The sequence below is a fragment of the Leisingera sp. JC11 genome, assembly GCF_040704725.1.
In the GTDB taxonomy this organism is placed as follows: Bacteria; Pseudomonadota; Alphaproteobacteria; order Rhodobacterales; family Rhodobacteraceae; genus Leisingera.
The window spans coordinates 14,837-28,446 of sequence record NZ_JBFCVS010000003.1 but is presented as its reverse complement, the minus strand read 5'-3'; the positions used below and the strand labels follow the sequence as shown (position 1 = coordinate 28,446).

Sequence of the window (13,610 nt, the reverse complement as noted above, 5' to 3'; positions counted from 1 at the left end):
GTCACAGTTGGGCAGGGCGCCGCTGGCGCGGCGCGGGTCAGGCCCGGCCGTAGCCGCGTTTGATCATCCGGTTGCGATGTTTGTCGGCGGCCAGCGAGGCCTCGCGCAGGTTGCCATAGATATTGATCACGCTTTGCCCGTTGCCGCCCGCCACGCCCCATTCCCGCAGCACGGAGACTTCGGAGAACAGGTTCATCGCCAGCTCAATGCGGTAGAACCGCGACGGGCGCGAGGGGGCTTGGCGGTAGAGCAGACAGGTGGCCATGTGCCGATTCTATGCCAAGTGATTCGCCCGGGCAAGAATCTCTATGCTGCGCCGAGAAGGGCGAGGCCCAGAATCGCGGAAGACAGGGCCGCCACCGAAAAGGCCAGCGTGCGCAGGACCGGGAGGCCGATGGTGTAGATGATGTAATGCGCCGCCATGCCGAAGAAGAAGGTGAGGCCCAGGGTGCCGGGCTGATCCTCTGGTGGCAGCACCAGCATCGCCAGGATGGAAAGCGGCGCGAAGGCGGCAAACAGTTCGACGCCGACGATATGCGCCCGGTGCGCGCGCTGCGCCCACAGCGATTGCGGCAGGTCGCTGGGACCGGGATTGGCCATCGCCCCCATCAGCCCGCGGACCATGACCCGGTCCAGGATATAGGGCAGCCAGGCCAGCGCCACCCAAAGTCCGGAAAGGGCGGTAAAATACTGCAGCTGCGTCATCTTTCGCTCCTTCTGATTGATCAGATTGAGCGTAGTGCGGGGCGGGCGGTTTTCTACCTGAAGGGGGTCAGGCCCACTCCACATCACCCAAAAAGATATAGCCTGCGCCGTAAATCGTCTTGATCAGCCGCGGGTTCTTGGGGTCTTCGCGCAGCTTGGTGCGCAGGCGGGAAATGCGCACATCCATCGCCCGGTCAAAGCTGTCACCGGCTGCACCACCCAGCATCTCCTGCATCTGGGCGCGGGAGATCAGCCGCTTGGGGCTGTCCAGAAACAGCCGCAGCACTTCGCCCTCCGCGTGGGAGAACGGGGTTTCTGCGCCGTTTTCGTCCTCCAGCACGTAGCGGTCGAAATGGGCGGTCCAGCCGGCAAACAGCGCGGTGTTGCTGGCAGGAGCTGAGGTGCGGGGGCCGCTGCGCAGCCGGGCGCGGACGCGGGCCACCACTTCGGCCGGATCGAAGGGTTTGGTGATGTAATCATCAGCGCCCAGCTCCAGTCCGGTCACCCGGTCCTGCACCTGCGCCCGGCCGGAGATGATGATCACAGCGGCGCCCTGTTCCAGCGCCAGCCGGTGCACCAGCGCCAGCCCGTCGGTGTCGGGCAGCGACAGGTCGACCAGGCAGACATCCGGCGTCACCCGGTTCAGCGCGGCCTCGAACTCGCGGGCGCGGGCAAAGCTTTGGGTGCGGAAACCTGCGTCCTCCAGGGTTTCGGTCAGGATCTGCCGGATTTCCGGCTCGTCATCCAGGATGGTGACCAAGGGCGATGTCATGCGGCGCGCTCCGGTTGGATCAGCTCGGACAGCTGGTGGATGGTGAAAGGTTTGCGCAAAACCGGGCCGCATTTCAATGCCTTGCGGAACAGCGGGTCGCTCACCGGCAGAGAGGTCATCAGGATGCAGGGCAGGCCGGAGCCGTCCAGCCGGGCCGCCAGGTCGACGCCGGTGGCGGTGCCTTCGAGCTTGATATCCGACAGCACGAGGGCAATGTCCGGCAAGTCAGCTGTCAGCGCGCAGGCCTCATCCACGCTGGCGGCCTCGATCACCGAAAAGCCGAGGTCGATCAGCATGTCGCGGAAGGCGGCGCGCAGCTCCTCGCTGTCCTCGACCAGAAGCGCCATGCCGCCGCCTGCATCCGGGGCCGGGCGGTAGGGCAGGCGCAGGGTGATCGCGGCGCCGGTGATGCCGTTGCCGAGCCGCATGTCGCCGCCGGCGAGTTTTGCCATGTCATAGACCATGGGCAGGCCGAGGCCGGAGCCCTCGCTGCCCTTGGTGGTGAAGAAGGGGTTCAGCGCCTTTTCCAGTGCCTCGGGTGAGAACCCGGGGCCGGTGTCGGTCACGGTGATTTCGACCCAGGTCTGGCCGACGGCATGGGCGCTGACGGTGATCTGGCCGGAGGTACTGCAGGCGTCGCGGGCGTTCAGGATCAGGTTCAGCAGCGCATCCTGCAGCTTGCCGGCGTCCAGCAGCAGCACCTGATCCGGCAGATTATCAAGAATGCTGAGCCCGACGCCCTGCGGCAGCGAGGGCGAGGCCAGCACTTTCAGCTCATCCAGAAGCGCGTGCATATCGGTGGCCTGCGGGCGCAGGGTGCGCTGGCTGGTCATCTCGGCAATCCGGTTCAAAAGCCGGCCGCCGCGCCGGGCGGCTGAGAGAGTGCCTTGGACCAGATCCCCGGCTTCGCCACCCAGCCCCATCTTCTCAAGCTTGCCCTGCATGCCCAGAATGATGGTCAGAAGGTTGGAGAAATCATGCGCCAACCCGCTGGTCATCTGCGCGGCCATCTCGCGGCGGCGGGCCTGCTGCAGGGCGACACGGGTCTGGGTTTCCTCGGTCACATCCATTGACAGGATATAGACGCCGCCCTGCTGATCCGGGGTGAAGGCCACCCGGATCCGGCGGCTGCCGTGGCTTTCGGTGAACTCGAATACCGGGCTGCTGCCCTTGTAGGCGGCCAGCAAATGCGGCTCGATCCGTTCAAAAGCGGCCTCTCCCAGCGCGTCGGAGATATGCATCCCAAGAATCTCTGACGGGCGGCCCGGAAACACCGCGCTGAGACGGCGGTTGGTATAGGTGTAATGACCGTCCGCATCCACATGGGCGATATGGGCGGGCATCATCTCCGTCGTCAGGCGGGTGCGGCCTTCGATTTCGGTCAGCTGGCGCTTGGCCTCTTCCAGGGCAGTATTCGCTGCTTTTAGCTGGCGGTTGGCTGCAGACAGCTCCTCGGTATGGGCAATCAGCTTTTCTGACAGCTCCTCTGACCGGGACCGCAAAAGCTGCTCCGCCCGTTTGGCGCGGGAGATATCGGTATAGACGGTGACCCAGCCGCCTTGCGGCAGCGGTGAGCCTTCGATTGAAATCGTTTGGCCGTTGGGCCGCTCGCGCTCCAGATAGTGAGGCACGAAATCCAGCGCCTGATCGACCCGGCTCTGCACGATCTCCTCGATATCACTTTCCGGCGCGTATTCACCGGCTTCGGCCAGGTGGCGGATGGTGTCGGAAAAGGATGCGCCGGGCTGAACCAGATGATCCGGCAGGTTGAACATCTCCTGGAAGCGCCGGTTGCAGACCGCCAGCCGCAGATCGTTGTCATAGATCGACAACGCCTGGGCGATCAGATTCAGCCCGGCGGTGGTCATGGCGGCGTGCTGTTTGCTTGTCCGGTTCATGGCTCTCCCCGGTTCATGGCTAGCACCGGGGCGGGTGAGGGGCAAATTGCCATTCGGCCGCGGGGGGGGCAGATGCCGTGGCGTCAAAGGTGAGATCGTCCTCTGGTTGCCGGGGGTTTCTGAACACAGATCCCGGGCAGCAAGCCGCCTGACCGGATGTTTCAGAAATCACCTGCCGAAGTTTGATTCGAAACATCATCTTTTTGGTCGTATCGCGCGCGAATGTGCCCTGTTGGTTAATCCGCAACGCAATGTTCGGCTTTCGCGGAGTGTCAGCTGCCAGCGTAACAGGCTTCAAAACAAGGGGAATTGCGCTGTTACAATTCGTAAGATTTGGGAAAACATCAGGAAAAAGTTGACGGGCTAACCTGCCGCTGTCCCTAATCGGGGCCAGAGCCGCGGGCAGCGGCCAGTCCGGCAGTGACGCCGGAAAGGGAGGAGAGAAAGTTGGCTCAGATGCAGACGGGCGCCGAAGGGATGCAATCCCTGCCGGCGCTGCTTCAACGCAATGCGGCGCAATTCGCGGGCGCGCCGGCCTACCGGGAAAAGGAATTCGGCATTTGGCAATGCTGGACCTGGGCCGAGACGGCAAAGGAAATCGAGGCGCTGGCGCTGGGTCTCATCAACCTTGGCGTGAAGGAAGGCGATTTCGTTGCCATTATTGGCCGCAACCGCCCCTACCTCTACTGGTCGATGGTTGCCGCGCAGGCTGTGGGTGCCGTGCCGGTGCCGCTGTATCAGGACGCGGTGGCCGAGGAGATGGCCTATGTGCTGGGCCATTGCGGCGCGCGCTTCGTGATCGTTGGCGACCAGGAGCAGGCCGACAAGGTGATCGAGATCCAGGATCAGCTGCATCAGTTCGAGCACATGATCTATCTCGATCCGCGCGGCATGCGGAAGTACGACCACACCCAGCTGCACCAGTTCAGCCACATCCAGGACCAGGGCCGCGCCGCCCATGACGAACTGATCGGCGAGCTGCAGTCGCGCCAGGCCAAGCTGGACTACGACAGCACCTGCGTGATGCTTTACACCTCCGGCACCACCGGCAAGCCCAAGGGCGTGGTGCTGTCGAATCGCAACGTGATTCAAAGCGCCAAGAACTCTGCCGAGTTCGACCATCTGACCCAGGGCGAGAATATCCTGTCCTACCTGCCGATGGCTTGGGTGGGCGACTTCATCTTCTCGATCGGCCAGGCCTACTGGTGCGGCTTCTGCGTGAACTGCCCGGAAAGCCAGGACACCATGATGACCGACCTGCGCGAAATCGGCCCGACCTATTTCTTTGCGCCGCCGCGGGTGTTCGAAGGCCAGCTGACCAATGTGATGATCCGGATGGAGGACGCAGGCGCCCTGAAGCGCAAGATGTTCCACCACTTCCTGGCGCACGCGAAAAAGGTCGGCGGCAACATTCTGGACGGCAAGCCGGTGGGCCTGATGGACCGCCTGAAATACGCGCTGGGCAATGTTCTGGTCTACGGCCCGCTTAAGGACACCCTGGGCTATGGCCGCATCCGTGTGGGCTATACCGCGGGGGAGGCGATCGGGCCGGAGATCTTCGATTTCTACCGCAGCTTGGGCATCAACCTGAAACAGCTCTACGGCCAGACCGAGGCCACCGTGTTCATCACCGTGCAGCCGGATGGCGAAGTGCGTGCCGATACCGTTGGCGTGCCGGCGCCGGAGGTCGAGATCAAGATCGACGACAACGGCGAGATCCACTACCGCTCGCCCGGCACCTTTGTTGAGTATTTCAACAATCCGGAGTCCACCGCTTCGACCAAGGACCCGGAGGGCTGGGTGGCTACCGGCGATGCGGGTTTCTTCGAAGAAGGCTCCGGCCATCTGCGGATCATCGACCGCGCCAAGGACGTGGGCAAGATGGCCGATGGCAGCATGTTTGCGCCCAAGTATGTTGAAAACAAGCTGAAATTCTACCCGGACATCCTGGAGGCAGTGCTGTTCGGCAATGGCCGCGACCGCTGCGTCGCCTTCATCAACATCGACCTGACGGCGGTGGGCAACTGGGCGGAACGCAACAATATCGCCTATGCCTCCTATCAGGAGCTGGCAGGCCATCCGAAGGTTCTGGAAACCATCCGGTCGCATGTGTCTGCGGTGAACAAGTCAGTGGCCGAGGACCCGATGCTGTCGGGCTGCCAGGTGCACCGCTTTGTGGTGCTGCACAAAGAGCTGGATGCCGATGACGGCGAAATGACCCGTACCCGCAAGGTGCGCCGCCGCATCGTCGAGGAGAAATTCGACGATATCATCACTGCGCTCTACGACGGCTCGGAAAAGGTCTCGACCGTCACCGAAGTGACCTATGAGGACGGCCGCAAGGGCTCAATCAAGGCGACGCTGACCATCGTCGATGCCGAAGTAAAACCGGCAGCGGTTCACAAGGTGGCCGCGGAATGATGCACGTTTCACCGGAAAATCTCCTGCCCCGTGCCGGGCAGGCCGGAAGATCCTCAGATCAGGTCGGGGTTGAGGCCGGGATTGTAGGCGGTGTTGACCACCTGCTGGATCTTGAAGGGGGAGCTGAACCCGTGTGTCTGCTCCATGATGGAGGCCAGGCTTTCGGATTGGCTGAGGCCCATCTGTTTGCATTCAAGTGCCATCTTCAAAAGGCAGGAATGCTCAAGTTCGCCGAACATAACGTCGATCTCCTTGCTGCTCGTTTTGAACAAGTATCGCATGGAAATCTTAAAATTTCTATGCGGCAGAAATATGGAGGCCGTTGTTATGCTTGACAATTCCGAGAGCTACGTGACTGATGACGGCCGCACCATCGGCGGTGTGGTGATGGAGATGAAGAACATCACCCTGCGGTTCGGCGGTGTGGTGGCGATCCAGGATATCTCCTTTGACATCCGCGAGGGCGAGATCCGCGCGATCATCGGCCCCAACGGCGCCGGCAAGTCCTCGATGCTGAACGTGATCTCCGGCTTCTACGTGCCGCAGGAAGGCGAAGTGCTGTTCCACGGCAAGCGCCGCCCGCCGATGCGCCCCTATGAGGTTGCGCGCCAGGGCATCGCCCGCACCTTCCAGAACATTGCGCTGTTCGAAGGCATGAGTGTGCTGGACAACGTCATGACCGGGCGACTCAACTACATGAAAACAGGCCTGTTTTCCCAGGCTCTGTGGAAGGGCAAGGCAGAGGCCGAAGAGACCGAGAACCGGGAAGTGGTGGAGAAGATCATCGACTTCCTGGAGATCCAGCACATCCGCAAGACGCCGGTGGCGCGGCTGCCCTACGGCCTGAAGAAACGGGTCGAACTGGCGCGCGCGCTGGCGGCGGAACCGAAGCTGTTGCTGCTGGATGAACCCATGGCCGGCATGAACGTCGAGGAGAAGGAGGACATGTCCCGCTTCATCCTGGATGTGAACGACGAGTTCGGCACCACCATCGCGCTGATCGAGCACGATATGGGCGTTGTGATGGACCTCAGCGACCGGGTCGTGGTGATGGATTACGGCAAGAAAATCGGCGACGGCACCCCGGATGAGGTGCGCAACAACCAGGATGTGATCGACGCTTACCTGGGGGTCAGCCATGACTGAGTTGCACCGCAGCAACACCCGGCCCCGGCAGGGTGACACCCGTACACCCCCTGTGCACCGCCTGTGCACCGCCGCAGCGCAGAATTCCGAGGAGAGCCTCTAATGCCCGAACAACTCGTCTTTGCGATGGAAGTGACGCTGAACGGCCTGATGGCCGGCGTTCTGTATGCGCTGGTCGCGCTGGGGTTCGTCCTGATCTACAAGGCCTCCGGTATCTTCAACTATGCCCAAGGTGTTCTGGCGCTGTTTGCGGCGATGACGCTGGTAGGGATCATGCAGGGGCAGGTGCCGTTCTCGCATCTGATCAACGCCGTCTTTGGCGGCCATATCACCCATTTCGGCTGGAATGTTCCGGGCGCCGTGGCGATTGCGCTGACCGTCGGCGTGATGGTGCTGCTGGCCTGGCTGGTTCAGGTCCTTGTGATGAAGCACCTGGTGGGGCAGGAGCCGATCATCCTGTTCATGGCGACAATCGGTCTGGCCTACTTCCTGGAAGGCGTTGCCGACCTGATGTGGGGCTCCGAGATCAAGACGCTGGACGTCGGCCTGCCGCAGGGCATCAACCTGTGGATCGACGAGACCACCTTCAACATCTTCGGCTACGGCTTCTTTATCGACAATCTGGATATCGTGGCGACGGTGATTGCAGCGCTGCTGGTGGCGGGTCTGGTGGCCTTCAGCCAGTACACCAAGCAGGGCCGGGCGATGCGCGCGGTGGCGGATGACCACCAGGCGGCGCTGTCGGTCGGCATCTCGTTGAATTTCATCTGGGTGCTGGTGTGGTCGGTTGCCGGTTTCGTGGCGCTGGTCGCGGGCATCGTCTGGGGCACCAAATCCGGCGTGCAGTTCTCGCTGTCGCTGATCGCGCTGAAGGCGCTGCCGGTTCTGATGCTGGGCGGCTTCACCTCGATCCCCGGCGCCATCGTCGGCGGGCTGATCATCGGCGTGGGTGAAAAACTGTTCGAATTCGCCATCGGCCCGCTGGTGGGCGGCGCGACCGAGAACTGGTTTGCCTATGTGCTGGCGCTTCTGTTCCTGGTGTTCCGCCCGCAGGGCCTGTTCGGGGAGAAGATCATTGAACGGGTCTGAGGCTCATATGATCTGCTCCCGGCACACTCAGCCCTCCAGCCGGCGAAAGGCGGCAACGACGATGGCGGCGCAGACCGTGGCAACCAGGGTGAAGGCAATGGTGATGTTGCCGATCATCTGCCCGGCCACGAAGGTCAGCAGCCCGGCCATCAAGAGCCCGATCAGCACCGTTCCCCACGGTCCGGGTGCTGCGCCGGAGACCCGCCGCCGCGGCTGCTCAAACTCGAAGGGCGGCAGGACGGTTGCGTCTTCCACGGTTTCCAGCAGCCGGCGCTTGGCTTTGGCAAATTCGGCTTCGGATATGTCGCCCTTCTTCCGCGCGGCCTCCAGCCGCCGGATTTCCTCGAAAATCACGGTCATTGGTTCCACTCACTCTACCCAAGCGCAGGGTTCCACAAAGAAGTGGGCAAAATGTGTCCAAGCCCGGAAATCTGACAAAGTGGTTAACGCCGGGGGTGCGGCATGACCAAGCTGATCGCCGTCATCAACGTCATTGCCTGGGCCGGGTTCTGGGCCTTCGGCTACCTGGCGCTTTCGGCGGAAAGCTACAGCGAGACCCAGGTGGTGACCGCGGCGCTCTTGGCCTCGGCCGGGCTGATCACCGGCATCATCGCCTATCTGCGGCTGGTGCGCGGCAGCGAGCGCAGCGGCTATGCCAAGCCTTCGAACCGGATGACGCGCGATCAGCGCGATGCGGCGCAGGCCCAGTGGGGGCAGATCGAATGAGCGCCGCCGTAACAAGAAACAGTATCCGCGCAGGCAGCACCGCCCACGCGCAACAGAAAGGGAGCATCTGAGACATGTTCTACCGTGAAGCCGGGGATTTCAAAGTCTCCTATGCCGATGACAGCCAGACGTTTCCGATCAAGTTCGACCGCTACCGCTACTATGCGGTGCTGGCGGTTGCGTTCGGTCTCATCCCCTTCCTGATCAATGATTACTGGGCCAATGCGATCCTGCTGCCGTTCCTGATCTATTCGATCGCGGCGATCGGGCTGAACATTCTGGTCGGCTACTGCGGGCAGGTGTCGCTCGGCACCGGCGGCTTCATGGCTGTGGGGGCCTATGCCTGCTACAAGCTGATGACCGCCTTTCCGGAAGTCAGCATGTTCATCCATGTGCTGCTGGCGGGCGGCATCACCGCGCTTGTCTGCGTTCTGTTCGGCCTGCCCAGCTTGCGCATCAAGGGGTTCTACCTGGCGGTGGCGACGCTGGCGGCGCAGTTCTTCCTGGTGTGGCTGTTCAACCGGGTGCCGTGGTTCTACAACTACTCCGCCTCCGGCCAGATCAACGCGCCGGAACGTGACACCTTCGGCATCATCATCACCGGCCCCAATGCGCCGGCCTGGGCCACCTATCTGTTCTGCCTGATCTTCCTGACCGTTTGCGCGCTGATTGCCCGCAACCTGACCCGCGGCACCGTGGGCCGGACCTGGATGGCGATCCGCGACATGGACATCGCCGCCGAGATCATCGGGGTGAACCCGCTGAAAGCCAAGCTGACGGCCTTTGCGGTCTCCGGCTTCTTCATCGGCATCTCCGGCGCGCTGTTCTTTGCGGTCTACCTGGGTGCGGTCGAGGTCGGCGAGGCGTTCGGCATCCAGAAATCGTTCCTGGTGCTGTTCATGGTGATCCTGGGCGGGCTGGGCTCGATCTTCGGCTCCTTTGCCGGGGCTGCCTTCCTGGTGCTGCTGCCGGTGGTGCTGAAGGTGGTGGGTGTCGACCTGATGGGCTGGCCCACCGACATCGTGGCGCATTTCCAGCTGGTGATCGTGGGCGCGCTGATCATCGTCTTCCTGATCGCGGAGCCGCACGGGATGGCGCAGCTGTGGCGCGTCGCCAAGGAGAAACTGAGACTGTGGCCCTTCCCGCACTGATGCGGGCGGCCTTCGAGAGCTGGCGGGGAGAACAAGAAGACCACCCCCGTTTGAAGACAACCATCGGATAAGACCAAAGGGAGGATTTAAGCCGATGAAAAAGACACTGACCACACTGGCGCTGGGCGCCGCGATGGCAGCCGGTCCGGCAATGGCGGACCTGGTGTTCCCGGACCTCAGCTACCGGACCGGGCCTTATGCGGCGGGCGGCATCCCGTTCTCGGACGGCTACAACGACTATTTCACCCTGCTGAACGAGCGCGACGGCGGCATCGGCGGTGTTCCGGCCCGAGTGGTCGAATGCGAGACCGGCTATAACACCGAGAAGGGTGTGGAATGCTACGAGTCCACTAAGGGCCAGGGCGCGCTGATCTATCAGCCGCTGTCCACCGGCATCACCTATCAGCTGATCCCCAAAGTGACTGCCGACAACATCCCGCTGCACACCATGGGTTACGGCCGCACCTCGGCGGCAAACGGCGAAGTGTTCAGCCATGTGTTCAACTACCCGGCCAACTACTGGAACGGTGCCTCGGGTGTGGTGAACTACCTGCTGGAGGAAAACGGCGGCGATCTGAGCGGCAAGAAGATCTCGCTGGTCTACCACAACTCGGCTTACGGCAAGGAGCCGATCCGCACCCTGGAGGAGCTGTCCGCGAAGCATGGCTTTGAGCTGGTGGCGCTGCCGGTGGATCACCCGGGCCAGGAGCAGAAGTCGCAGTGGCTTCAGATCCGCCGCGACCGTCCCGACTATGTCGTGATGTGGGGCTGGGGCGTGATGAACCAAGTGGCGATCCAGGAAGCCGCCAACATCCGCTTCCCGATGGAGAACTTCATCGGCGTGTGGTGGTCCGGTGCCGAGCATGACGTGATGCCGGCAGGCGCCAAGGCCGACGGTTACAAGGCGGTGACCTTCCACAACGTGGGCCGCGACTTCCCGGTGTTTGACGACATCCAGAAATATGTCGTGGATGCGGGCAAGGCCGCAGGTGCAGGCGATCAGGTGGGCAATGTGCTCTATAACCGCGGCATGTACGCGGCGATGCTGGCAGCAGAGGCCGCCAAGACCGCACAGGAAATCCACGGCACTGCGGATATCACCGCGGCGATGATGCGTGACGGCATGGAAGCGCTGGTGATCGACGAAGCCAAGATGGCGGCGCTGGGGATGCCGAACTTCGGCCCGGCCTTCAACGTCTCTTGCGAAAACCACGGCGGGCCCGGCCTGGTGGGCGTGACCCAGTGGGACGCGGACACCCAGACCTGGTCGCTGATTTCGGACTTCAAACCGTCTGATACCGAAGTGATCGGCAAGCTGATCGAAGAGGACTCGGCCGCCTACGCGTCTGAGAACAACATCGAGCCCCGCTGCAACTAAGGGCTCCCTCCGGCCCTGCCGTGGCGGGGCCGGAAACAACCGGTGCGGCGGGGAGCCGCCGCGCCACGCAAACAGGGTCCCGGGACAAGATCCGGGACAGGTATGAGGACACGCTTTGATGCTGGATGCAGCGAACACCGCCGCCGATACTTCCGACGTGCAGGCCGAGACCCTGCTGGAGGTCAACAATATCGAGGTGATCTACAATCACGTGATCCTCGTTCTGAAGGGCGTGAGCCTGAATGTGCCCAAGGGCGGCATTACCGCGCTTTTGGGCGGCAACGGGGCCGGCAAGACCACGACGCTGAAGGCAATTTCGAACCTGCTGCATTCGGAACGCGGCGAGGTGACCAAGGGATCGATCAAGTACCGCGGCGAGCACGTGCATGAACAGGACCCGGCGGAGCTGGTGAAGAAGGGCGTCATTCAGGTGATGGAAGGCCGCCACTGCTTTGAGCACCTGACGGTGGAGGAAAACCTGCTGACCGGCGCCTATACCCGCCGCGACGGCGGTGCCGATATCCAGAAAGACCTGGAGATGGTCTATCATTACTTCCCGCGCCTGAAGGAGCGCCGCAAATCGCAGGCGGGCTATACCTCTGGCGGCGAGCAGCAGATGGTGGCGATGGGCCGCGCGCTGATGTCCCGGCCGGAGACGATCCTGCTGGACGAGCCGTCGATGGGGCTGGCGCCGCAGCTGGTGGAGCAGATCTTCGAGATCGTGAAGTCGATCAACGAGCAGGAGGGCGTGACCTTCCTGCTGGCGGAGCAGAACACCAACGTGGCGCTGCGCTATGCCCATTACGGCTACATCCTGGAATCCGGCCGGGTGGTGATGGACGGGCCCGCGGCAGAGCTGCGGGAGAATCCGGACGTGAAGGAATTCTACCTCGGCATGTCGGATGAGGGGCGCAAGAGCTTCCGCGACGTGCGGTCCTACCGCCGCCGCAAGCGGTGGCTGAGCTGATGCGGGATGGTGATGTGATGAGCTATTTTGACACGCTTGAAACCCGCAGCGCAGACGAACGCGCCGCAGACTTGGCCAAGGCGCTGCCGGAGCAGATTGCCCGCGCCAAAACCGCAGCCGGATATGCCGGGCTGCTGGACGGGGTGGACCCTGCAGCGGTGAATTCGGCTGAGGCGCTGGCGGCACTGCCGGTGCTGCGCAAGTCCGAATTGAGCCGCGCCCAGGCGGCAAACCCGCCCTTTGGCGGCTTCACCGTGAAGCCTGCAACCGGCTTTGCCCATATCTTCCAGAGCCCCGGCCCGATTTATGAGCCGGGCGGCGTGGACGGCGACTGGTGGCGTATGGGGCGGTTCCTGAACGCCGCCGGGATCGGCCAGGGCGATGTGGTGCAGAACTGTTTCGGCTACCACCTGACGCCTGCCGGCATGATCTTTGAAAACGGCGCGCGGGCGGTTGGCGCCGCGGTGCTGCCGGCCGGCACCGGCCAGACCGAGCTGCAGGTGACCGCCGCGCATGATGTCGGTGCCACCGCCTATGCCGGGACGCCGGATTACCTGAAGGTGATCCTGGACAAGGCCGACGCCATGGGCGTGGAACTGATGTTCTCCAAGGCCGCGGTGGGCGGCGGCGCGCTGTTCCCGAGCCTGCGCCAGGAATACGCCGACCGCGGGATTTCCTGCCTGCAGTGCTATGCCACCGCCGATCTGGGCAATATCGCCTATGAAAGCCCAGCGATGGAGGGGATGATTGTCGACGAGCATGTGATCGTCGAGATCGTCACCCCCGGCACCGGCAATCCTGTCAGCCCTGGCGAGGTGGGCGAAGTTGTGGTGACCACGCTGAACCCGGATTACCCGCTGATCCGGTTCGCTACCGGCGATCTGTCGGCGGTGATGCCGGGGGTCTCGCCCTGCGGCCGCACCAATATGCGGATCAAGGGCTGGATGGGCCGCGCCGATCAGACCACCAAGATCAAGGGCATGTTCGTGCGCCCGGAACAGGTGGCGGCGCTGGTCGAGAAGCATGACGAGATCGTCAAGGCCCGGGTGATTGCCAGCCGCGACGGCGAAATGGACGCGATGACCGTGCAGATCGAAGCCGCAGGCGGCGACGAGGCGGCATATGCGCGGTCGGTGATCGAGGTGCTGAAGCTGAAGGGCAAGGTCGAGGTGGTCGCGCCCGGGGCGCTGCCCAAGGACGGGCTGGTGATCGAGGATCAGCGGACCTACGACTGAGATGTCTGCTTTGCAGGCAAGCACGGGCGCCGGATGCGGGCGCCCGTTTTCTGTTTTGAGGGGCCGAAGAGCGAGGCCGCGCTTTCCGGCTGGAATTTCTGACTGGAATAGTCGAAATAGGG

At 63.0% G+C, this 13,610-nt stretch carries 14 protein-coding genes; 8 read left to right on the top strand and 6 right to left on the bottom strand.

From position 1 onward, the window contains the following. Positions 1-37: 37 nt before the first annotated feature. The 4 genes from AB1A62_RS03840 to AB1A62_RS03825 all read right to left on the bottom strand — a co-directional run bounded on the left by AB1A62_RS03840 (position 38) and on the right by AB1A62_RS03825 (position 3,375). On the bottom strand, positions 38-265 hold the full coding sequence (locus AB1A62_RS03840) for a WGR domain-containing protein (RefSeq protein ID WP_222504269.1): 228 nt from the start codon (positions 263-265) through the stop codon (positions 38-40). Between the two features lie 41 nt (positions 266-306). Beyond that, positions 307-705 (bottom strand): MAPEG family protein, encoded by a 399-nt coding sequence (locus AB1A62_RS03835; RefSeq protein ID WP_366660053.1) that lies wholly within the window; start codon positions 703-705, stop codon positions 307-309. 67 nt (positions 706-772) lie between these two features. Beyond that, on the bottom strand, positions 773-1,477 hold the full coding sequence (locus tag AB1A62_RS03830) for a response regulator transcription factor (RefSeq protein WP_366660051.1): 705 nt from the start codon (positions 1,475-1,477) through the stop codon (positions 773-775). After that, the gene (locus AB1A62_RS03825; RefSeq protein WP_366660049.1) at positions 1,474-3,375 is read right to left on the bottom strand and encodes a PAS-domain containing protein; all 1,902 of its coding nucleotides are present in this window, start codon (positions 3,373-3,375) and stop codon (positions 1,474-1,476) included. The genes AB1A62_RS03830 and AB1A62_RS03825 overlap by 4 nt, the downstream gene beginning before the upstream one ends. Before the next feature lie 456 nt (positions 3,376-3,831). On the opposite strand from AB1A62_RS03825, the gene AB1A62_RS03820 reads away from it, so the two are divergent. Beyond that, entirely contained in the window at positions 3,832-5,796 is a 1,965-nt protein-coding gene (locus AB1A62_RS03820; RefSeq protein ID WP_366660525.1) for an AMP-binding protein, read from the top strand. 53 nt (positions 5,797-5,849) lie between these two features. On the opposite strand, the gene AB1A62_RS03815 is transcribed toward AB1A62_RS03820, so the two are convergent. Next, positions 5,850-6,035 carry a hypothetical protein gene (locus AB1A62_RS03815; RefSeq protein WP_019295098.1) on the bottom strand — a complete coding sequence of 62 codons (186 nt, stop codon included), beginning with the start codon at positions 6,033-6,035 and terminating at the stop codon, positions 5,850-5,852. 88 nt (positions 6,036-6,123) lie between these two features. On the opposite strand from AB1A62_RS03815, the gene AB1A62_RS03810 reads away from it, so the two are divergent. Next, a complete protein-coding gene (locus tag AB1A62_RS03810; RefSeq protein ID WP_366660048.1) occupies positions 6,124-6,942 on the top strand; it encodes an ABC transporter ATP-binding protein in 819 nt (272 codons plus the stop codon). 102 nt (positions 6,943-7,044) lie between these two features. Then, on the top strand, positions 7,045-8,031 hold the full coding sequence (locus tag AB1A62_RS03805) for a branched-chain amino acid ABC transporter permease (protein ID WP_366660047.1): 987 nt from the start codon (positions 7,045-7,047) through the stop codon (positions 8,029-8,031). A gap of 27 nt (positions 8,032-8,058) precedes the next feature. Here the strand turns inward: AB1A62_RS03805 and AB1A62_RS03800 are convergent, their stop codons facing one another. Continuing rightward, positions 8,059-8,391 (bottom strand): SHOCT domain-containing protein, encoded by a 333-nt coding sequence (locus AB1A62_RS03800; protein WP_366660046.1) that lies wholly within the window; start codon positions 8,389-8,391, stop codon positions 8,059-8,061. 102 nt (positions 8,392-8,493) lie between these two features. On the opposite strand from AB1A62_RS03800, the gene AB1A62_RS03795 reads away from it, so the two are divergent. The 5 genes from AB1A62_RS03795 (at position 8,494) to AB1A62_RS03775 (ending at position 13,488) form a co-directional block, all read left to right on the top strand. Continuing rightward, entirely contained in the window at positions 8,494-8,757 is a 264-nt protein-coding gene (locus AB1A62_RS03795) for a hypothetical protein (RefSeq protein ID WP_260016919.1), read from the top strand. Positions 8,758-8,831: 74 nt separating this feature from the next. Continuing rightward, positions 8,832-9,908, top strand: coding sequence for a branched-chain amino acid ABC transporter permease (locus tag AB1A62_RS03790; RefSeq protein ID WP_366660045.1), 1,077 nt, complete (start codon positions 8,832-8,834; stop codon positions 9,906-9,908). 94 nt (positions 9,909-10,002) lie between these two features. After that, positions 10,003-11,286, top strand: coding sequence for an ABC transporter substrate-binding protein (locus tag AB1A62_RS03785; RefSeq protein WP_366660043.1), 1,284 nt, complete (start codon positions 10,003-10,005; stop codon positions 11,284-11,286). A gap of 118 nt (positions 11,287-11,404) precedes the next feature. Further along, entirely contained in the window at positions 11,405-12,253 is an 849-nt protein-coding gene (locus tag AB1A62_RS03780) for an ABC transporter ATP-binding protein (protein WP_366660042.1), read from the top strand. A gap of 17 nt (positions 12,254-12,270) precedes the next feature. Further along, the gene (locus AB1A62_RS03775; RefSeq protein WP_366660041.1) at positions 12,271-13,488 is read left to right on the top strand and encodes a phenylacetate--CoA ligase family protein; all 1,218 of its coding nucleotides are present in this window, start codon (positions 12,271-12,273) and stop codon (positions 13,486-13,488) included. Positions 13,489-13,610 lie beyond the last annotated feature (122 nt).

Excerpts from the sequence above, each read along its gene's own strand:
- AB1A62_RS03840 (WP_222504269.1), bottom strand. The coding sequence starts at position 265 with ATGGCCACCTGTCTGCTCTACCGCCAAGCCCCCTCGCGCCCGTCGCGG.
- AB1A62_RS03835 (WP_366660053.1), bottom strand. The coding sequence starts at position 705 with ATGACGCAGCTGCAGTATTTTACCGCCCTTTCCGGACTTTGGGTGGCG.
- AB1A62_RS03830 (WP_366660051.1), bottom strand. The coding sequence starts at position 1,477 with ATGACATCGCCCTTGGTCACCATCCTGGATGACGAGCCGGAAATCCGG.
- AB1A62_RS03825 (WP_366660049.1), bottom strand. The coding sequence starts at position 3,375 with ATGAACCGGACAAGCAAACAGCACGCCGCCATGACCACCGCCGGGCTG.
- AB1A62_RS03820 (WP_366660525.1), top strand. The coding sequence starts at position 3,832 with ATGCAGACGGGCGCCGAAGGGATGCAATCCCTGCCGGCGCTGCTTCAA.
- AB1A62_RS03815 (WP_019295098.1), bottom strand. The coding sequence starts at position 6,035 with ATGTTCGGCGAACTTGAGCATTCCTGCCTTTTGAAGATGGCACTTGAA.
- AB1A62_RS03810 (WP_366660048.1), top strand. The coding sequence starts at position 6,124 with ATGCTTGACAATTCCGAGAGCTACGTGACTGATGACGGCCGCACCATC.
- AB1A62_RS03805 (WP_366660047.1), top strand. The coding sequence starts at position 7,045 with ATGCCCGAACAACTCGTCTTTGCGATGGAAGTGACGCTGAACGGCCTG.
- AB1A62_RS03800 (WP_366660046.1), bottom strand. The coding sequence starts at position 8,391 with ATGACCGTGATTTTCGAGGAAATCCGGCGGCTGGAGGCCGCGCGGAAG.
- AB1A62_RS03795 (WP_260016919.1), top strand. The coding sequence starts at position 8,494 with ATGACCAAGCTGATCGCCGTCATCAACGTCATTGCCTGGGCCGGGTTC.
- AB1A62_RS03790 (WP_366660045.1), top strand. The coding sequence starts at position 8,832 with ATGTTCTACCGTGAAGCCGGGGATTTCAAAGTCTCCTATGCCGATGAC.
- AB1A62_RS03785 (WP_366660043.1), top strand. The coding sequence starts at position 10,003 with ATGAAAAAGACACTGACCACACTGGCGCTGGGCGCCGCGATGGCAGCC.
- AB1A62_RS03780 (WP_366660042.1), top strand. The coding sequence starts at position 11,405 with ATGCTGGATGCAGCGAACACCGCCGCCGATACTTCCGACGTGCAGGCC.
- AB1A62_RS03775 (WP_366660041.1), top strand. The coding sequence starts at position 12,271 with ATGAGCTATTTTGACACGCTTGAAACCCGCAGCGCAGACGAACGCGCC.